This is a genomic window from Pseudomonas sp. PS02288, from assembly GCF_029959715.1.
GTDB classification, from domain to species: Bacteria; Pseudomonadota; Gammaproteobacteria; order Pseudomonadales; family Pseudomonadaceae; genus Pseudomonas_O; species Pseudomonas_O kuykendallii.
The window spans coordinates 29,768-46,118 of record NZ_JASCPA010000011.1 but is presented as its reverse complement, the minus strand read 5'-3'; the positions used below and the strand labels follow the sequence as shown (position 1 = coordinate 46,118).

Annotated in this window: 25 protein-coding genes; 23 read left to right on the top strand and 2 right to left on the bottom strand. The window is 64.1% G+C overall.

Translation table 11 applies throughout. The features are described from left to right. Positions 1–79: 79 nt before the first annotated feature. Entirely contained in the window at positions 80–364 is a 285-nt protein-coding gene (locus tag QMX85_RS06990) for a hypothetical protein (RefSeq protein WP_282339410.1), read from the bottom strand. Positions 365–507: 143 nt separating this feature from the next. On the opposite strand from QMX85_RS06990, the gene QMX85_RS06985 reads away from it, so the two are divergent. Genes QMX85_RS06985 through QMX85_RS06945 form a run of 9 tightly spaced genes read left to right on the top strand, consistent with a single transcriptional unit; the run spans position 508 to position 6,515 of the window. Beyond that, positions 508–798: a putative holin gene (locus tag QMX85_RS06985; RefSeq protein ID WP_282339409.1), complete on the top strand. Its 291-nt coding sequence runs from the start codon at positions 508–510 to the stop codon at positions 796–798. Positions 799–800: 2 nt separating this feature from the next. Continuing rightward, positions 801–1,421 (top strand): transglycosylase SLT domain-containing protein, encoded by a 621-nt coding sequence (locus QMX85_RS06980; RefSeq protein WP_282339408.1) that lies wholly within the window; start codon positions 801–803, stop codon positions 1,419–1,421. Continuing rightward, positions 1,418–2,056: a DNA-packaging protein gene (locus QMX85_RS06975; RefSeq protein ID WP_282339407.1), complete on the top strand. Its 639-nt coding sequence runs from the start codon at positions 1,418–1,420 to the stop codon at positions 2,054–2,056. Before QMX85_RS06980 ends, QMX85_RS06975 begins: the two co-directional genes overlap by 4 nt. After that, a complete protein-coding gene (locus QMX85_RS06970; RefSeq protein WP_282339406.1) occupies positions 2,043–2,261 on the top strand; it encodes a TraR/DksA C4-type zinc finger protein in 219 nt (72 codons plus the stop codon). Before QMX85_RS06975 ends, QMX85_RS06970 begins: the two co-directional genes overlap by 14 nt. Beyond that, positions 2,258–2,566, top strand: a complete 309-nt coding sequence (locus tag QMX85_RS06965; RefSeq protein WP_282339405.1) for a hypothetical protein — start codon at positions 2,258–2,260, stop codon at positions 2,564–2,566. The genes QMX85_RS06970 and QMX85_RS06965 overlap by 4 nt, the downstream gene beginning before the upstream one ends. After that, the gene (locus QMX85_RS06960; protein WP_282339404.1) at positions 2,563–2,871 is read left to right on the top strand and encodes a hypothetical protein; all 309 of its coding nucleotides are present in this window, start codon (positions 2,563–2,565) and stop codon (positions 2,869–2,871) included. The genes QMX85_RS06965 and QMX85_RS06960 overlap by 4 nt, the downstream gene beginning before the upstream one ends. A gap of 4 nt (positions 2,872–2,875) precedes the next feature. Then, on the top strand, positions 2,876–3,388 hold the full coding sequence (locus QMX85_RS06955; protein ID WP_282339403.1) for a DUF3486 family protein: 513 nt from the start codon (positions 2,876–2,878) through the stop codon (positions 3,386–3,388). Next, the gene (locus tag QMX85_RS06950; RefSeq protein ID WP_282339402.1) at positions 3,388–4,956 is read left to right on the top strand and encodes a hypothetical protein; all 1,569 of its coding nucleotides are present in this window, start codon (positions 3,388–3,390) and stop codon (positions 4,954–4,956) included. The genes QMX85_RS06955 and QMX85_RS06950 overlap by 1 nt, the downstream gene beginning before the upstream one ends. Continuing rightward, positions 4,956–6,515, top strand: a complete 1,560-nt coding sequence (locus QMX85_RS06945; RefSeq protein ID WP_282339401.1) for a DUF935 domain-containing protein — start codon at positions 4,956–4,958, stop codon at positions 6,513–6,515. Before QMX85_RS06950 ends, QMX85_RS06945 begins: the two co-directional genes overlap by 1 nt. Here the strand turns inward: QMX85_RS06945 and QMX85_RS06940 are convergent. Then, entirely contained in the window at positions 6,510–6,791 is a 282-nt protein-coding gene (locus QMX85_RS06940) for a hypothetical protein (protein WP_282339400.1), read from the bottom strand. The two genes, QMX85_RS06945 and QMX85_RS06940, sit on opposite strands and share 6 nt — an antisense overlap. Positions 6,792–6,815: 24 nt before the next feature. Between QMX85_RS06940 and QMX85_RS06935 the strand changes: the two genes are divergently transcribed. The 14 genes from QMX85_RS06935 (at position 6,816) to QMX85_RS06870 (ending at position 16,321) form a co-directional block, all read left to right on the top strand. Next, positions 6,816–8,102, top strand: a complete 1,287-nt coding sequence (locus QMX85_RS06935) for a PBECR2 nuclease fold domain-containing protein (RefSeq protein WP_282339399.1) — start codon at positions 6,816–6,818, stop codon at positions 8,100–8,102. Positions 8,103–8,233: 131 nt separating this feature from the next. Further along, a complete protein-coding gene (locus tag QMX85_RS06930) occupies positions 8,234–8,719 on the top strand; it encodes a phage virion morphogenesis protein (RefSeq protein ID WP_282339398.1) in 486 nt (161 codons plus the stop codon). Between the two features lie 156 nt (positions 8,720–8,875). Then, positions 8,876–9,937: a DUF4062 domain-containing protein gene (locus tag QMX85_RS06925; protein ID WP_282339397.1), complete on the top strand. Its 1,062-nt coding sequence runs from the start codon at positions 8,876–8,878 to the stop codon at positions 9,935–9,937. Positions 9,938–9,990: 53 nt separating this feature from the next. Next, entirely contained in the window at positions 9,991–10,968 is a 978-nt protein-coding gene (locus QMX85_RS06920) for a phage protease (protein WP_282339396.1), read from the top strand. Positions 10,969–10,971: 3 nt separating this feature from the next. Beyond that, positions 10,972–11,367, top strand: a complete 396-nt coding sequence (locus tag QMX85_RS06915) for a hypothetical protein (RefSeq protein WP_282339395.1) — start codon at positions 10,972–10,974, stop codon at positions 11,365–11,367. A gap of 26 nt (positions 11,368–11,393) precedes the next feature. Next, positions 11,394–12,299, top strand: a complete 906-nt coding sequence (locus QMX85_RS06910) for a Mu-like prophage major head subunit gpT family protein (RefSeq protein WP_282339394.1) — start codon at positions 11,394–11,396, stop codon at positions 12,297–12,299. Positions 12,300–12,304: 5 nt separating this feature from the next. Then, positions 12,305–12,778, top strand: a complete 474-nt coding sequence (locus QMX85_RS06905) for an HI1506-related protein (RefSeq protein WP_282339393.1) — start codon at positions 12,305–12,307, stop codon at positions 12,776–12,778. Further along, positions 12,775–13,266, top strand: coding sequence for a phage protein Gp36 family protein (locus QMX85_RS06900; protein ID WP_282339392.1), 492 nt, complete (start codon positions 12,775–12,777; stop codon positions 13,264–13,266). Before QMX85_RS06905 ends, QMX85_RS06900 begins: the two co-directional genes overlap by 4 nt. Continuing rightward, positions 13,266–13,832: a phage protein Gp37 gene (locus QMX85_RS06895; RefSeq protein ID WP_282339391.1), complete on the top strand. Its 567-nt coding sequence runs from the start codon at positions 13,266–13,268 to the stop codon at positions 13,830–13,832. Before QMX85_RS06900 ends, QMX85_RS06895 begins: the two co-directional genes overlap by 1 nt. Positions 13,833–13,861: 29 nt before the next feature. Continuing rightward, on the top strand, positions 13,862–14,086 hold the full coding sequence (locus QMX85_RS06890) for a hypothetical protein (RefSeq protein ID WP_282339390.1): 225 nt from the start codon (positions 13,862–13,864) through the stop codon (positions 14,084–14,086). Beyond that, positions 14,083–15,180, top strand: coding sequence for a phage tail sheath C-terminal domain-containing protein (locus QMX85_RS06885; RefSeq protein WP_282339389.1), 1,098 nt, complete (start codon positions 14,083–14,085; stop codon positions 15,178–15,180). The genes QMX85_RS06890 and QMX85_RS06885 overlap by 4 nt, the downstream gene beginning before the upstream one ends. Before the next feature lie 12 nt (positions 15,181–15,192). Beyond that, entirely contained in the window at positions 15,193–15,564 is a 372-nt protein-coding gene (locus QMX85_RS06880) for a phage tail protein (protein ID WP_282339388.1), read from the top strand. Positions 15,565–15,570: 6 nt separating this feature from the next. Next, positions 15,571–15,954, top strand: coding sequence for a phage tail assembly protein (locus QMX85_RS06875; RefSeq protein ID WP_282339387.1), 384 nt, complete (start codon positions 15,571–15,573; stop codon positions 15,952–15,954). Positions 15,955–16,060: 106 nt separating this feature from the next. Next, a complete protein-coding gene (locus tag QMX85_RS06870) occupies positions 16,061–16,321 on the top strand; it encodes a hypothetical protein (protein WP_282339386.1) in 261 nt (86 codons plus the stop codon). Positions 16,322–16,351 lie beyond the last annotated feature (30 nt).

Here is a 16,351-nt window from a genome sequence, read left to right as displayed (position 1 = left end):
GGTCCCGGCGTACAGGAGGCAACCAAGCGCCCCTAGTCGTATGGGTTGTGCTCACGTTGGCCCCACTCATACATTTGCCTCAGTAGCGATTAAAGCCCCGCCAATGCGGGGCTTTTTCTTGTGCCTTTAAGAAACTCAGCAACACCCCCTCCAGCGCGAATCTAGCCCGGTACTTCTTCACCGGCAGGTTCGCGCCATGTCCTCGAAACCCAGCTCCCCCCGTGCATTCGCTGCGCTGATTCTCGCCGCCGCTCTTCCCGAGCAGCGTGCGCAGGCCATTGCCCTGTGCCCGGCTGACTGGCGCGAACAAGCGTTGCGCCATGTAGCAGCCGAAGAAGAACGCCGCGCGCACTTCATCAAGCAACGCGACCGCCTGCGTCCTGCGGCCAAGCCGGCAGCACCGGCTCTTGGCCGCTACGTCGCCCCGTCCGCATCTCGCGGCAATCCCCAGGTCGCCGCTCAGGCGCTGGCAGCCGCCCGCGCTTCCATCACTCAGCGAGTACCCGCATGAACCGTACCCAACGGCGTCACCGCACGCCCCGTATGACCTTCTGGACCTTCGTCACCCTCTGCCTGCTGGTGGCGCTCGCCGCCATCGCACCGACCAAAATGCCGGTCGTGCTCTACAAGGTCGGCATGGTCACGCTCGCGGTGACGCTCGGTTACTGGCTCGACCGCGCGCTGTTTCCCGGTGGCCGCCCGAACGAGCAAGGCAGCTCGATGCGCGTTGCCGCATCGTGGATGCGCCGCGCCGTCATCGTGTTGGCCTGCGTCCTCGGTTTGACGCTGGGGCTCTGAGCATGCGCGTGCTGATCATCGGTGCCGGCCTGGTTGCCCATGCCCTGCTTGCGGGGTTGGCGGTGGCTGGGGTGATTCCCGCCCAGGCGGACAGCTACCGCCGCGAGCTGACGCGGATCGCCCAGGCCGAGTGGGGCCTGGACGCCCCCGTGGCCACCTTCGCGGCGCAAATCCACCAGGAAAGCGCCTGGCGCTTCGATGCCAAATCCAGCGCCGGTGCGCAAGGCCTGGGCCAGGTGATGCCCACGACCGCCACATGGCTGGGTGAGGTGTTCCCCGACGCGCTAGGCAACGTGCAGCCGTACAACCCCACCTGGTCCATGCAGGCCCTGGTCAGCTACGACCGCTGGCTGGCTGATCGCATCCAGGCCCGTACGCCCTGCGAGCAGGGCGCCATGGTCCTTTCCTCCTACAACGGCGGCCTCGGCTGGCTGAACCGCGACCGCAAGCGAGCATCGGCAAAAGGCGCCGATCAGCTCGTCTGGTTCGGCTCGGTCGAGCGCTACAACGCAGGCCGCTCGGCCGCCGCATTCAAGGAAAACCGCGACTACCCGCGCCGAATCTTGCGGCGCTGGGAACCGCTCTACATCGCCGCCGATTGGGGCAATGGAGTGTGCCAATGAACCTGGACCGCCTATGGCAAGTGCTCGGCGTGCTGGTGCCCATCGCACTCGGCGTGCTGCTGGTCGCCGCGATCCGCTCAAACGGATACAGCGACGGGCACGAAGCCGCCCAGGCGGATGGCAACCGCGCGCTGGCCGAGCTGCGTGCCGAGTACGCCGCCGAGAAGCAAGCCCAGGCCGAGGCCGGGCAGAAGGCCGCCGAAGCCGCCGCTGCAAAGCTCCGCGACGAACAGGCTCGCGGCAACCAGCTCGCCGCCGACCTGGCCGCCGAGAAAGACAAACGCCGCAAAACAACCGACCGACTTATCGGAGAGATCGCCCGTGTCAACGACCTATACCGCGCAGCGCTCGATGCGCCTGCCGAGCCTCTGCCTGCTTGCGTGTTTACCACTGGCTTTGTCCGCGTGTGGAACGAAGCCAGCGGAATCGCCGCCAGCGCCTCAGTGCCAACCAACTCTGGCGCCAGCGGAGTTGCTGCTACGACCCTCGGAGCCGGAGCCCCTGACGACCTCGTCGCCCCCGGCATCGGCCGCACCGAACTCCTGACCAACCATGTGCGCAACGCCGAGCAGTGCTCGGTCATCCGCAAGCAGCTCAACCTCCTGATCGATTGGGAAACCCATGGACGTAACTGACTACGCCAGCGAGCGCGAGGACGCGCATCGAGCTGCTGCCATTGCGGCCGCTTTGGCACAACAGCAGCAGCCGGCCGGTGCATCCGCCGAGTACTGCGAGAACTGCGGCGAGGAGATTCCCGAAGCCCGCCGCCTTGCCATTCCAGGTGTGGTGCTCTGCGTTGACTGCAAGTCGCGACTTGAGCGCTGCCGGGGGTGGAAATGACTGTCGAGCTGCCGGTATGGCAACTGCTCAGCATCGCCGTGGGCATTCTCAGCGGCTTTGCCGGGCTGATGAAGCTGCTGCTCGGCCAACTGGAAAAGCGGCTCGATGGCCGCTTCGCCGCGATGGACAAAGAGGCCGAGCGTGTCCGCCAGCTGGAGATGGACTTCCTCCGTCTGCAAGCCGACATGCCGTTGCACTACGTCCGCCGCGAAGACTACGTCCGCAACCAGACCGTGATCGAGGCCAAGCTCGATGCCCTGGCTGTGAAGCTTGAAAACGTGCAGCTCAAAGGAGCGCGTGAATGAACATCGATCCCGCCAAGGCGCGTCGCGAGTCGCTGCGCTGGTATCTGCTGCTGACGCTCAACACGTCGCGCCCGGTAGACCCGCATGAAGCCGTGGTGCTGTCCACCATCCAGGGCATCTACCCGGACGCCACCCAGCTCGAAGTGCGCCGCGAGCTGGATTACCTGGCCGACCGCTCGCTGGTCACCCTGAACAAACAGCCCAACGGCGTATGGATTTGCGGACTGACCCACTACGGCGTCGACATCGCCGAATACACCCTCGAATGCCGACCGGGCATCGCCCGCCCTGTGCAGTACTGGTGACCGCATGCCACCGCGCTCGAAGGTCGCCCAACTGCCCGCCGAGGTGAAAGCCTGGCTCGATCAGTTCCTCGTCGAGTCGAATTTCTCCGGCTATGAGGCCCTGTCCGCCGCTCTGGCCGAACGCGGCTACAGCATCGGCAAGTCCGCGTTGCACACCTATGGCAGCGCATTCGAGGAGAAGCTGTCCGCGCTGAAGATGTCCAGCGAGCAGGCCCGCGCCGTCGTCCAGGCCGCCCCGGATGATGAAGGCGCGGTGAACGAAGCGCTGATGCGCTTGGTGCAGGAACACCTGTTCAAGCTGCTGATGGCCGAGGGCGGCAAGCTCGATCTGCCGAAGGTGGCTAAGGCCGTCGCCGAGCTGGGCCGCGCGAGCGTGGTGCAGGCCAAGTGGAAGGCCGAAGTGCGTGCGCGTGCCGAACAGGCCGCCAGCCAAGTCGAGAAGATCGCCAAGAAAGGCGGGCTCAACGCCGAGACCGTGGCCGAGATTCGCCGGGAGATTCTGGGGGTGGCGTCGTGATGGTCGACCCTCTCTACGACATCGCATCCAATACCGCTTCGCTGAATGTTCCGGCCGTCCTGCTCGACTACCAGAAGGACTGGATCAATGTCCGCGCCCCGTTGAAGGTCGGCGAGAAAAGCCGCCGGATCGGTCTGACGTGGGCAGAGGCCGCCGACAACGTGCTGTGCGCCGCCGCCAGCAAAGCGGCCGGTGGCCAGACCGTCTATTACCTCGGCTACAACCAGGACATGACGGTCGAGTACATCCAGGCCTGCGCGATGTGGTCGCGGGCGTTTGACTATGCGGCAGGGGAAATCGAGGAAGGCATCTGGCCGGACAGCGATCCCGAAAAGCACATCAAGACCTACACCATCGTCTATCCGTCCGGGCACCGCATCGTTGCCTTGACCAGTCGCCCGTCCAACCTCCGGGGCCGCCAGGGCATCGTCGTCATCGATGAAGCTGCTTTCCATCAGGACTTGGCCGAGCTGCTGAAAGCCGCCCTTGCACTGCTGATCTGGGGGGGCGAGGTGCATGTGATTAGTACCCACGACGGCACCGAAAACGCTTTCAGCGAACTAATCGAAGAGATTCGGGCCGGCAAGCGTAAGGGCGTGCTGTTCCGCTGTACGTTCCGCGAGGCGGTTGCCGATGGCCTCTACAACCGCGTGTGCCTGCGCAAGGGCATCGAGTACAAACCCGAAGATGAGGAAGCGTGGGTCCAGGACGTTTACGACTTCTACGGTGACGCGTCCGAGGAGGAACTCGACTGCGTGCCCAGCCAGGGCGGTGGCGCCTATCTCAGCCTGGCCCTGATCGAGGGCCGCGCGAACCGTGACGTTCCTGTTCTCCGCCTGAAGTATCCGCAAGGCTATGAGGTCATCGACGAGCACCTGCGACTGGCCGAATCGCTGGAGTGGTGCGAGCGCGAGCTGCTGCCATTGCTCTCCGCGATCCCGAAGGACGTGCAGAGCTTCTATGGCATGGACTTCGCGCGAAGCGGTGACCTGTCGGTGATCTGGCCGCTGGTCAAAGAGCAGAACCTGCGGAAGCGCACGCCCTTCGTGGTCGAGCTGCGCAACGTCCCATTCGCCCAGCAACGGCAGATCAAGTTCTACATCATTCGGCGCCTGCCGAACTTCCTGAAAGGTGCGGACGATGCCAGGGGTAACGGCTCGCAGCTCTCCGAAGAAACCGCCATCGAGTTTGGTTTCAATCGCATCGAACGGGTGATGCTCACCGAGGGCTGGTATCGAGACAACATGCCGCCGTTCAAGGCCGCACTCGAAGACGACACCTTCTACGACATCCCGGCCGACAAGGAAGTGACTGGCGATGTGCGCGCCTTCCGCATGGTCAAGGGCGTGGCGCGGATTCCCGAGAAGCGCACAACCGAGAAGGGCGACAGCGGCGCCAAGGGCGCTGCCAAGCGCCACGGCGATGCCGGTATCGCCGCCGCTCTGGCCGACTTCGCCTCGCGCCAGGAAGTCGAGATTTTTGAATACCACCGCGTCCAGTCCGGCGCCCAGTCGAACCGCCAGGTTCAGTCCGGCGCGGGCTGGCGCAACACGAAAGGCATCTGGTAATGGCCAAGTCCACCATCGTTGACCAGTACGGTCAGCCCATCCAATACGACAAGCTCACCGAGGAACTCGCGGCACCGCGGCTGACCGGTGTGCGCCAGATTTGGCACACGTCCGTTGCCTCCGGCCTGACGCCGGGCCGGCTCGCCTCGATTTTGCAAGCCGCCGCCGAGGGCAGCGCCCACGACTACCTGACCCTGGCCGAAGAGATGGAAGAGCGCGACCTGCACTACGCCTCCGTCCTCGGCACCCGCAAGCTCGGCCTGGGCGGTCTGTCGATTCGCATCGAGGCAGCGAGCGACGACGCCGAGGACATCCGCCGCGCGGACGCCCTGCGTGAAGTGGTCGACGCGCCCGAGTTCGGCGAGCTGCAGTCGGACCTGACCGACGCCCTGGGCAAGGGCTACGCCGTCAGCGAGATCATTTGGGATCGCAGCGGCAAGACATGGATGCCGGATCGCTTTGAGGCGCGCGATCAGCGCTTCTTCCAGTTCGATCAGGAGACCGGCCGCGAGCTGCGCCTGCTCGATGAAGCGGACCCGGTCTATGGCGTTCGCCTGCCGCCGTGCAAGTTCATCGTTCACTACCCGCGCTTGCGCGCCGGCCTGCCGATCCGTGGCGGCCTCGCTCGCCTCGCGGCGGTGGGCTACATGTGCAAGGCGTGGACCTGGAAAGACTGGATGGGCTTCGCCGACATCTTCGGCATCCCGATGCGTGTCGGCCGCTACGGTCCGAACGCCTCGGCCGACGACATCTCGATTCTCCTGTCGGCCGTGGCCAACCTGGGCAGCGATGCGGCGGCGGTGATCCCCGACAGCATGCGCATCGAATTCCAGAACGCCGCCAACGTGGCCGGCGCCGGCCAGTTCTTCCAGGGCCTGGCCGAGTGGTGGGACAAGCAGGTCAGCAAGGGCGTGCTCGGCCAGACCATGACCGCCGACGACGGCAGCTCGATGGCGCAGGCCCGCGTGCATGATGGCATCCGTCTCGACCTGCTTGAGGCCGACGCCAAGGCTGAATCGAACACGCTGAACCGCATGTTCGTGCGCCCCTGGTGCGACCTGAACTTCGCACCAGGTCGCCCGTACCCGAAGCTGGTGATCGTGGTGCCGCAGCCCGAGGACACCAAGGCCCTGGTCGATGCGCTGGAGAAGCTGGTGCCGATGGGGCTGGAGGTCGAGCAGTCGGTAATCCGCGACAAGCTCAACCTGCCGGACCCTGCCAAGGGCGCGGTGCTGCTACGCGCACCTGGTGCAGCGGCAGCGCCTGCCGCCGCGCTGGCCCAGGCCACCAACCGCGAGCAGCCTATGGCGCCGGTCGCTGTGCCGGACATCGTGGACAACCAAGTCAAGACGCTGGAAGCAGCCACGGCGGCGCCGTTCGATGACATGGTCGATGCCATCCGCGAGCTGCTGGATTCGGTGTCGAGCTTGGAAGAGTTCCGGGATCGGCTGATCGAGACCTACCCGGACATGAACGCCAGCCAGCTCGCGGACGCCATGGCAGATGGGATGACGGCGGCGAGTATGGCGGGGCGGTATGACGTGTTGCGGGGGTTATAGTTTTTGAGCTTCAAACAGGCGTTTTTTTTCCACGTAATCGGCTTCGCGATCCATCATGATCTTGAGGGCAGCTGCAGATCGTTTCCGGTGGTCTTCACGATACGTAGCGAAAGCCGCGTCGGCTTCAGCAGAGTTAAATCCAAGTTTGCTCATGCTTAATGTTAGATCGCTGCGGCTTCTTTCAAGCACGCCCCAAGCAGCACTTTCATATGCCGCAGCGAGCCGGGCCTGCTCCCAAAACTCCTTCGCGATGCGGACCTCTTCCTTAGTAATCATAAGTTCCTTCCTGCGGATGTGAAGATGTCAATATCTCACGGTTCTTTGCCCTTTACCGAGCAAATCAACTTCTTCCGATCCAAGGTCGACCTACCAACCCGCGCCTGGACCGACATTTATACTGTCGAGCACGACAGCGCCTTCGTGGTGGCCGGGGCAAGCAAGCGGGATCTGCTTGCCGACCTGCGCGGCGCTGTCGAGAAGGCTATTGCGGGCGGCACGACTCTGGAGCAATTCCGCGCCGACTTCGACCAGGTCGTGGCGAAGCATGGCTGGCAGTACAACGGCGGGCGCGGCTGGCGGACGCGGGTGATCTACGAGACCAACCTGCGTCAGTCCTACAACGCCGGGCGAGAAGCGCAGATGGCCGACCCGGAGCTGCGCAAGCGGCGCCCCTTCGGGCTGTACCGCCACGGCGACAGCGCCCACCCTCGACCGCAGCACCTGGCATGGGACGGCACCGTGTTGCCGCTCGATGACCCGTGGTGGTCGACACACAGCCCGCAGAACGGCTGGGGCTGCAAGTGCAAGAAGTTCATGCTTAGCCAGCGCGACGTGGACCGCCAGGGCCTGAGCGTTGGCCCAGCTCCAGCCGTGGAGTACGAAGACCGCACCATCGGCGTGAACAGTCCGAACGGAGCGCGAACCGTGCGGGTGCCGGTCGGCATCGATCCGGGATTTGAGTACGCACCAGGTCGTTCCCGGCTAACCGATGCGGTGCCGCCGATGCGTGCCTATGACCCGTTGCCCGAGCCGGCGCCCGGTGCCAAATCCAGCACCACGGCCGCCGGCCTGCCAAACCGCCGCCCGCCTGGCGCGCTGCCCGCACCTCGGCCCGCCAGGGCCGACCGCCTGCTACCAGCTGGCCTCCCGGACGAGGAATACATGGCGCGCTTCCTGGGCGAGTTCGGAGCCGCTCAGGCAACCCCGGCCGTCTTCCGCGACGTGACCGGCGACGCCGTTGTGATCGGCCGCGAGCTGTTCACCAATGCCAAGACCGGAGCGTTGAAGGTTGCCAAGCGTGGCCACGCTCGCGAGCTGCTGCTGTTGGCCGACGCCCTGAAAGCCCCGGATGAAGTGTGGGTGCGGCTGGAATGGCAGTACGCCCTGGGCAAGGCCGTGGTGCGTCGGCGCTACATAAGCCGCTTCCAGGTCGAGGGCGAAGCGGTGCCGGCACTGGCGGTGTTCGAGGTGGGCAGCGACGGCTGGGCCGGTATCACCACCTTCGCGCCGGATGCGAACAACCCGGACTACCTCGACCAGCTCCGCCTGGGCGTGCGCCTATATAGAAGGGGGGCGCCCGATGCGTGACGACTACGAAGGGTTCTGACGGGCGAAGAAAAACCACGCGCCGCCACACGTGGTCCGCCCTGGCTGTAGTGTTGGAGGTCCGGGCGGGGACTGCTCAGCCAATGGGTGCATATAGATAGTAGGAGAGGTGAATGGCTGGCGCAATGCTCGATGTCACGATGGATACCAGCCAGGCCGGTGCAGTACTTGCCGAACTGGCCGAACGCCTGGGCGATATCACCACGCCGCTGCTCGACATTGCCGAATACCTGCACCAGTCGACCGATGACCGCTTCGTCAAACAGATCGCCCCGGACGGCTTGCCCTGGGCGCCGCTGTCGCCGGTGACACTCGCCAGGAAGAAAGGCCCGCGCATCCTTCGCGAGTCCGGCTTGCTGCAGGACACCATTCGGCACCAGGTCAGCGACAACGAGCTGGCCTTCGGTACGGATCGGGTCTACGGCGCGGTGCAGCAGTTCGGGCAAAAGCGTGGAGCGTCCGGCACCAACAAGCGCGGCTCGCCGATCCCTTGGGGCGACATCCCGGCGCGGCCCTACCTTGGCCTGTCCTCAGACGACGAAAGCGAGATCCTCGCCATCGTCGGCGACTACCTTTCAGAGCCCTTTGAGGCGGATTGAAAACGAGCGCCGTAGCGGCCTGTTTGAGAGATAACCGGTACAGCGATGGCAGGTATAGGTGGCGAGGCGCGTTAGACCCGCGTTAGATCGGCTTGGATGGATATGAAAAGGGCCGGTATCATCCAGTCTTACACTGGTTGGCCATCAAGAGGGCACATGGACAAGCGCTATCAGGTATTTGTCAGCTCAACTTTCACGGACCTTGAAAAAGAAAGGCAGGAGGTGATGCAAGCGCTTCTTGAATTGGAGTGCATTCCGTCAGGTATGGAGCTATTCCCTGCTGCGAATGAGGATCAGTGGAGCCTAATTAAGAAGGTCATTGATGACGCCGATTACTATGTTGTAGTAGTCGGAGGCAGGTATGGCTCGCTTGGACCGGAGGGACTTAGCTATACCGAAATGGAATATCGCTACGCGATGCAGATAGGGAAACCAATAATAGGGTTCGTGCATCGCTCGCCCGGCAGGCTTTCGCTAGAAAAGTCAGAGGTTACAGAAGAAGGCAGAGCCAAACTGGAGTCGTTCCGAAGCCTGGTAACCTCGAAACCATGCCGTTTCTGGGAGGATGCAAAAGATCTGGGCAGTCAGGTCAGCAGAAGTTTAATAAAACTCATTAAAGCGGAGCCGGCTATTGGCTGGGTTCGTGCCGACCTTGTTCCAGATGAAAGCGCTTCTCAAGAGATACTCAAGCTTAGACGGCGTATAGATGAGCTCGAATCGGAAATTGCAGCTACTCGTACTAGCGAGCCAGATGGGGCAGCAGCTCTAGCCAAGGGAAACGATTACTTTGAATTGGGTTATTCCTTCGTTGCTTCTACCTCTGGCTGGGAGCATGAAGGACAGACTTATTCGGCGACCGCATATATTGAGTGGGACGAGATTTTTTTCACTATATCTCCTTTCATGATTGATGAGGCATCTGATCTGACTATAGCCGAAGCGCTTGTGCGTTTGGTTCGCGACCATGCGAAAATTGACTTTAAGGATGATGTTGATCTGCAGAATATGAGATTGGTAGCGTTCAAGTTAAGTCAAGACGACTTCAATACAATCAAAGTACAACTCAGGGCGCTGGGGTTAATCCGGCAAAGTATCAAGCGCAAGGGGGTTAAGGATACTGCAACGTATTGGTCGCTGACTCCTTATGGAGATACCTATATGACCCAGTTACACGCCATCAAAAAGAAAGATAGTGAAGCCGTAAACCCTAAACCCTAAGCCTTAAACCCTCCTGAAACTCTCTTCTGATCCAGTGCCGCCAACATGGCGGCATGAAAACTCAACTCGCACTCAACACCGACCTCTCCGCAGCGCTGACCGATAACGGCCTGGCGCCGGAGTGGGTCGAGCTGATTCCGGCCGGCCCGGCCGTGATCGGCCGCGACGGTCGGCAGTGGCTGTTCGACGAGGCTGCCCAGCAACTGGTGCAGTCCAGCTTTGCCGCTCGCAACATTGACCTGCCCATCGACTGGGAGCACGCCACCCAGCACCGCGCGCCGCAAGGTGGCGAGGCGCCGGCCGGTGGCTGGATCAAACGCCTCGAAATCCGCGATGGCGCCCTGTGGGGCGAAGTCGACTGGACGCCGCGTGCATCCGTCCAGGTGCTCAACCGCGAGTACCGCTTCCTTTCCCCCGTATTCGACTTCGATCCCGAGACCGGGCGCATCGCGCGCCTAGTCAGCGCTGGGCTCACCAACAAGCCGAATTTCCTGCTGACCGCCCTCAACCAAGAAACCCCGGAGAACCCGCACGTGAAGCTATCCGCTGCGCTGCTGGCACTGCTCGGCCTGCCCGAGACCGCCACGGAAGATCAGGCCCTTGCGGCCGCCACCCAACTCAAGGCCACCGCCCAGGCTGCCAATGCCGAGCAACCCTCGCTGGAGCGCTTCGTGCCGCGTGCGGACTACGACACGCTGCTGACCCGCGCCACCAACGCCGAACAGGCACTGGCCACCCACAAGAAGGCCGAGCACGACAAGGCGGTCGACGCCGCGCTGACCGCCGCCAGCCAGGCCGGAAAGATCACCCCGGCCACCATCGAGTACCACCGCGCGAGCTGCTGCGACCAGGCCGGCCTGGAGCGCTTCGACGCGTTCGTTGCCGCCGCTCCGGTCGTGGGCGACCCGTCCGACCTGGGCGATCGCAAGGCCATCAAAAAAGCCACCGCGTTGAACGCCGAAGAGCAAGCCATGTGCCTGCAGCTCGGCGTCGACCCGGCGGATTACGCCAAGACCCTGAGCGAGGCTTAAGCCATGCCGCTGACCCAAGACCGCAACACCCCTCTCAAGTCCACCGAAGTCATCGTCGTCGGCGTCGCTGCTGGTGTTCGCGTCTACGCGGGCGCGCTGGTGGTGGCCAACGCTGCCGGCTTCGCCGCACCTGGTTCGACCGCAGTGGGTTTGACCTACCTCGGCCGTGCCGAGGAGTTCGTCGACAACCGTGATGGGGCGGCAGGCGCTGCCACCGTCGAGATCCGCCGTGGCAAGGCGTTCAAGTGGGCAAACGACGGCACCGTCGTCCAGGCCAACTTGTTCAAGACGGCCTACATCGTCGACGACCAAACCGTTGCCGCCGCTGATGCGGGCGGTACCCGCTCGGCTGCCGGCCGCATCGTCGGGATCGATTCCGACGGCGTCTGGGTTGAGTAACCCTTCTATATAGGAGCGCACTGCGCATGCTGATCAACAAAGACTCCATCCGGGCGGCATTCGTCGCCATGAAAACCCTGTTCAACAACGCTTTCGCGGCGGCGCCCACGACCTGGGACAAGATCGCGATGAAGGTGCCGTCCTCGACGGGCAGCAACCTCTACGCCTGGCTGTCGGCATTCCCGCGCATGCGTCGCTGGGTCGGCGAGAAGCACGTCAAGAACCTGAAGGCGTTCACCTACACCGTAGAGAACGAAGACTGGGAGGCCACCGTCGAGGTGGATCGCAACCACATCAAGGATGACCAGTTGGGCATCTATGCGCCGCAGGCGCAGATGGCGGGATTCTCGGCCAAGCAACTGCCGGACGAGATCGTCTATGAACTGGTGAACGGTTCGTTCTCCAACCTCTGCTACGACGGCCAGTACTTCTTCGACACCGATCACCCGGTCGGCAAGACCAGCGTCAGCAACAAGGGCACCGCCGCTCTGTCGATTGCCACCCAGGCCGCTGCCAAGGCGAGCTACGGTGCCGGCCGCACGGCCATGCGCAAGTTCAAGGACGAGGATGGCCGCCCGCTGGGCACCAAACCGACCGTGCTGCTGGTCGGCCCTGGGCTGGAAGACACCGCGAAAGCGCTGTTGACCAACGACCGCCTGGAAGACGGCAAGGCCAACCCCTACAAGGGCACCGCCGAGTTGCTGGTGGACGCTCGCATTGAGTCGGACACCGCCTGGTTCCTGCTCGACACCAGCTTGCCGGTGAAGCCGTTCATCTATCAGGAGCGCGAAGCCCCCAACTTCGTGCAGCAGACCGACCCGGAAGCGGATGACGTGTTCAACCGCAAGAAATTCAAGTTCGGCGCCGAAGCGCGGGCTGCTGGTGGCTACGGCTTCTGGCAACTGGCCTACGGCTCGACGGGCGAGGCGTAACGATCATGGGACTTCTGATCACTGCCAAACGTGGTGGCTTTCGCCGGGCGGGCGTCGCGCACTCCGCCGATGCCACCTACTGGCCGGACGGCCGCTTCACCGAGCAGCAACTAGAGCAACTGCGCAGCGAGTCGCAACTGCTCGTCATCGAAGGCGTCCAGGCCCCGGAGGAGCTGGCCGACGAGTTGGAACCGAAGAAGGACAGCGGCGATGAAAACAGCAACTCGGCCGGCAACTCTTCCGGCGCGGCTTCGGCACCGCAAGGCCAGGCGGTGGGTGCGGCAGCATCTGCTGTGGCATCTGCTACGGCAAAACCTGTGAAGCCTGCGAAGGCAGCCGGTAAGCCCAAGGCCAACAAGCCTGCGGCGGGTGCCAAAGCCGCCGCGAAACCGACCGAACCGGCCAAGGAAGAGCCGGCTGATGGTGACGAAGGCGCTGGCCAGGGCGCTGGCGAAGGCGACGGAGGTTCGGCCGAATGAACCTCTCGCTGCCGAGCGCAGTTCTGCTGATCACCCGTTTCGGTGCGGCGGAGATGGCCCAGCTTGCTGTGCCGGAAACCGCCGCGCCCATCGAGCCGACGTTGCTTGAAGCGGCTGCTCGGGGCGATTCGCTGGACGGCTGGGACGCCGTGGACGTGGCGGCCGCCGTTGCGGCGCTGGCTCGGATTGCCGATGCCGCCACCCGCGCTCGCAGCGAGGTTCAGTTCTACCTGCGCTACCGCCAGCCCGGCGAGGACGCGCCGGATTGGGTCACGGATGACCTGCCGGAGCTGACCCGGTTTCACCTCTATGGCGAATCGGCCAACGCCGAATCCGCCGTGCGGCTGCGCTACCGCGACATCCTCAAACGCCTGGAGAAGCTGGCAGCCGAGGACGAAGCACGCGGCGCCAGCGAGGCCGGCAAGTCCGGCCTGCAGGTGAGCCACCAGCCTCGGATGTTCAACCGCAATAGCCTCGGGCGCCTGTGATGCTGGGCGAACTGGAGGACGGCATCCAGGCCAGGCTCGCGGAGCTGAAGCAACAGCTCCCGCGCCTGACCATCGGTAGCTACGGCGGCGAGCTGAGCGACCCGGACCTGCTAGCGGAACTGCTGAAAAGCACGCCATCGGTGCGGATCACCACGCCCAAGGTGGTGTTCCGCCAGCGCAGCGGCCGACGTTACGCGGCGGCTGTCGTGTTCCGCCTTGTGATTTCCAGCAAGGCGGTACGCAACGAACTGGCAAGCCGGCGCGGCACCGTCGCTGGCGATCCAGGCAGCTACTGGATATGGGAAGCGTGCCTGCGACTGCTGACCGGCTGGCAACACCAGGCGGACGGCGCCCGCGTCTCGCCGACCGAGTTCGCCAACCTGGTCAACGGCAAGTTTCAGTCGCAGCACCTGTCCGTGCTCGGGCAGAGCTTCCGCATCGAGCTGGATTGGACCGTGCCGGAAGAGCCGCTGCCCGATCTGGAAGGCATCGACCTGCACTACCACGCCCCGGCCGGGAACCCCGACACGGTGGCCAACGATTCAATCGAACTGAGGGACATGTAATGCGCGTAATAGCCGCCCCCGGATGCCGGGTGCCGATGCTGACGCCGGGCCAGTTCATCGAGCCAACCGCGGCCGACGCCGTGACGGTGGAGGACATCTCCTACTACCGCCGCCGCGTGGCCACAGGCGAACTGCTGCGTGTGCCGGACGAAGAGCCGGCCGCCGCAGAAGCCGCCCAGGACCAAACCGCTGCTGCGGCCAAACCGGCCCGCCGCAGTGCCAAACAAACCGCAACACAGGAGTCCGCCAAATGACGATTTCGTTCGACACCATCCCGGCCTCGATCCGCAAGCCCGGCGCTTACGTCGAGTTCAACACCTCGCTTGCAGTACGCAACCTGCCCACCAACGCGCAGAGCATCTGCCTGATCGTGCCGCTCGGTGACGGCGCCACTGCCGCGCCGCACGTGCCGGCCCAGGTCTTCACCGCCGCCGAGGCGAAAGCGCTGTTCGGCGACGTGGCGGGCGAAATGGTCGCCGCTGCCATCGCTGCCTATCGCTATGTGGCCATCTCCTGCGTCGGCGTGATCAGCGAGGGCGATGCCGAGCCGGACCTCGCAGCCGCCCTGGATGCGACCGCGCTCGGCGGCTACACCATCCTGGTGCCGGCCTGGTTCGGCCAGACTGCGCTGACCGCGCTGCGCACCCACATCGCCACCTACACCGACAGCATCGAGCAGCAGAGCATCATCGGCGTCGGCGCGGTGACCACCACCCTGGCTGCGGCGACCGCGCTCGCCACCTCGCTCAATGCGGGCGCCATCACCTTGGCGTTGCTGCCCGGCACCGGCTCGACCGCTCGCCAGGTTGCGGCGGCCTATGCCGCGATGATCGCCAGCGAAGAAGACCCCGCACGCCCGCTGAACACCCTGGCGCTGACCGGCATCCGCGTGCCGCCCATTGCCTCGCGCCTGGGCCGTACCGAGCAGGAAACCTGCCTGGCCAACGGCATCACGCCGCTGGAAGTCGGCGCCGGGGACATCGTGCAGATCGTCCGTGCGGTGAGCACCTACACCACCTCGGCGGCCGGTGCGGACGACGTCTCGCTGCTCGATCTGACCACCATCCGCACCCTGTACTACGTGCGCCAGGCCTGCCGCGACCGCATCCGCCTGCGCTTCCCGCGCGCCAAGCTGTCCAGCCGTACACCGGCTGCCGTTCGCGGCGAGCTGCTCGACGTGCTGAAGAAGTGCGAAGACCTGGAAATCCTCGAAGAGGTAGACGCCAACGCCGATGGCCTGGTCGTCGAACGCTCGGGCCAGGACGTAAACCGCCTCAACGCATCCATCCCCGCCGATGTCGTCAATGGCCTGCACGTGTTTGCCGGCCGCATCGATCTGCTGCTGTAACAGGAGAACCTTATGTCCGACAAATACGTGGGCAACATCGTGCTGGAACTCAACGGCACGGAATACGAAGTGTCCAGCTTCGAGCCGACCACCAAGACGGGTCGCACCGTAGTCAAGACCATGAACAAAACGGGTCGGCCCGCTGGCACCGCAAAGGGTATTGAGGAGCACGAGCTGCGCATCAGCGTGCCGATCCCGAAAACCGGTGAGCCCGAATGGCGCGCCCTGGTCGACGCCAAACTGACGGTCTATCCGGTAGAGGGCGGTGGCCTGCGCGAGACCTATACGGGCGTCAGCCTGGTCGAGGTCGGCAGCAAGTACCAGGTGGAAGGGGAAGCCACCCGAGACCTGTCCTGTATCGCCCTCAACTACTACACGGAATAAGCCCGCATGAGCACCCATGAAAAGCGCTGGGACGGGCTGACGATCAGCGACAGCCTCTCCGTTGGCGTGTACTTCGCCGGCACCCGACACAAGAGCTTCACCCTGCGCGTGCCCATGGCTGGCGACCTGATCGCCGCCCAGGAACGCCACCCGAACGGGCCGCTGCAACTGGTGACGCTCGAAGTCTACCGCCAGCAGTTGCTCAGCCTCGGCGACATCCCGTCCGAATCGCTGACCACCGAGCTGCTACGCGCCGAGCTGGCAGAAGCTGACCTGGCGCTGCTGGCCGAGGCGGATGCCGAACTTGAAAAAAAGCTCGCGCCGCCGAGCGCGGCCTCGCCGACTGGCGCCGCATCGAGCACGCCCTCGTCCGATTCGGCTACCGAGTAGACGAGATTCGCCAGATGTCCCGGCCGGAGATCGATGCGCGCATCGACCTCCTGATCGGGAAGCAGAAAGGCACGCGGTACGTCAGCAAGCGAAAGGGGAAAAAGAAATGACAGTAGCGAAACCGGCTCGCAAGCCCGCCACCAAGGCCGCCCGGATGTGCATCGTCGACGTGGGTTATCAGAAATTTGCGTTGCCCGTGAGTAAGGGCTTGGCGGTGATTGACCTGTTACGCGAGGCAGAGCCTGTCGAGTGGGCCATAGGAGATTGCTGGCAAATTGAATCGCAGCCGCTGCGACTGGAGCTGCAGCTCGTGAGTCCTGCGCAAGTACTTCCGGCAGTCCCGGACGGGGCGCCGACGCTTCACTGACACAAGGCCCGGCAACGGGCCTTTCTCCTA

Excerpts from the sequence above, each read along its gene's own strand:
- QMX85_RS06985 (WP_282339409.1), top strand. The coding sequence starts at position 508 with ATGAACCGTACCCAACGGCGTCACCGCACGCCCCGTATGACCTTCTGG.
- QMX85_RS06980 (WP_282339408.1), top strand. The coding sequence starts at position 801 with ATGCGCGTGCTGATCATCGGTGCCGGCCTGGTTGCCCATGCCCTGCTT.
- QMX85_RS06975 (WP_282339407.1), top strand. The coding sequence starts at position 1,418 with ATGAACCTGGACCGCCTATGGCAAGTGCTCGGCGTGCTGGTGCCCATC.
- QMX85_RS06970 (WP_282339406.1), top strand. The coding sequence starts at position 2,043 with ATGGACGTAACTGACTACGCCAGCGAGCGCGAGGACGCGCATCGAGCT.
- QMX85_RS06965 (WP_282339405.1), top strand. The coding sequence starts at position 2,258 with ATGACTGTCGAGCTGCCGGTATGGCAACTGCTCAGCATCGCCGTGGGC.
- QMX85_RS06960 (WP_282339404.1), top strand. The coding sequence starts at position 2,563 with ATGAACATCGATCCCGCCAAGGCGCGTCGCGAGTCGCTGCGCTGGTAT.
- QMX85_RS06955 (WP_282339403.1), top strand. The coding sequence starts at position 2,876 with ATGCCACCGCGCTCGAAGGTCGCCCAACTGCCCGCCGAGGTGAAAGCC.
- QMX85_RS06950 (WP_282339402.1), top strand. The coding sequence starts at position 3,388 with ATGGTCGACCCTCTCTACGACATCGCATCCAATACCGCTTCGCTGAAT.
- QMX85_RS06945 (WP_282339401.1), top strand. The coding sequence starts at position 4,956 with ATGGCCAAGTCCACCATCGTTGACCAGTACGGTCAGCCCATCCAATAC.
- QMX85_RS06940 (WP_282339400.1), bottom strand. The coding sequence starts at position 6,791 with ATGATTACTAAGGAAGAGGTCCGCATCGCGAAGGAGTTTTGGGAGCAG.
- QMX85_RS06935 (WP_282339399.1), top strand. The coding sequence starts at position 6,816 with ATGTCAATATCTCACGGTTCTTTGCCCTTTACCGAGCAAATCAACTTC.
- QMX85_RS06930 (WP_282339398.1), top strand. The coding sequence starts at position 8,234 with ATGGCTGGCGCAATGCTCGATGTCACGATGGATACCAGCCAGGCCGGT.
- QMX85_RS06925 (WP_282339397.1), top strand. The coding sequence starts at position 8,876 with ATGGACAAGCGCTATCAGGTATTTGTCAGCTCAACTTTCACGGACCTT.
- QMX85_RS06920 (WP_282339396.1), top strand. The coding sequence starts at position 9,991 with ATGAAAACTCAACTCGCACTCAACACCGACCTCTCCGCAGCGCTGACC.
- QMX85_RS06915 (WP_282339395.1), top strand. The coding sequence starts at position 10,972 with ATGCCGCTGACCCAAGACCGCAACACCCCTCTCAAGTCCACCGAAGTC.
- QMX85_RS06910 (WP_282339394.1), top strand. The coding sequence starts at position 11,394 with ATGCTGATCAACAAAGACTCCATCCGGGCGGCATTCGTCGCCATGAAA.
- QMX85_RS06905 (WP_282339393.1), top strand. The coding sequence starts at position 12,305 with ATGGGACTTCTGATCACTGCCAAACGTGGTGGCTTTCGCCGGGCGGGC.
- QMX85_RS06900 (WP_282339392.1), top strand. The coding sequence starts at position 12,775 with ATGAACCTCTCGCTGCCGAGCGCAGTTCTGCTGATCACCCGTTTCGGT.
- QMX85_RS06895 (WP_282339391.1), top strand. The coding sequence starts at position 13,266 with ATGCTGGGCGAACTGGAGGACGGCATCCAGGCCAGGCTCGCGGAGCTG.
- QMX85_RS06885 (WP_282339389.1), top strand. The coding sequence starts at position 14,083 with ATGACGATTTCGTTCGACACCATCCCGGCCTCGATCCGCAAGCCCGGC.
- QMX85_RS06880 (WP_282339388.1), top strand. The coding sequence starts at position 15,193 with ATGTCCGACAAATACGTGGGCAACATCGTGCTGGAACTCAACGGCACG.
- QMX85_RS06875 (WP_282339387.1), top strand. The coding sequence starts at position 15,571 with ATGAGCACCCATGAAAAGCGCTGGGACGGGCTGACGATCAGCGACAGC.
- QMX85_RS06870 (WP_282339386.1), top strand. The coding sequence starts at position 16,061 with ATGACAGTAGCGAAACCGGCTCGCAAGCCCGCCACCAAGGCCGCCCGG.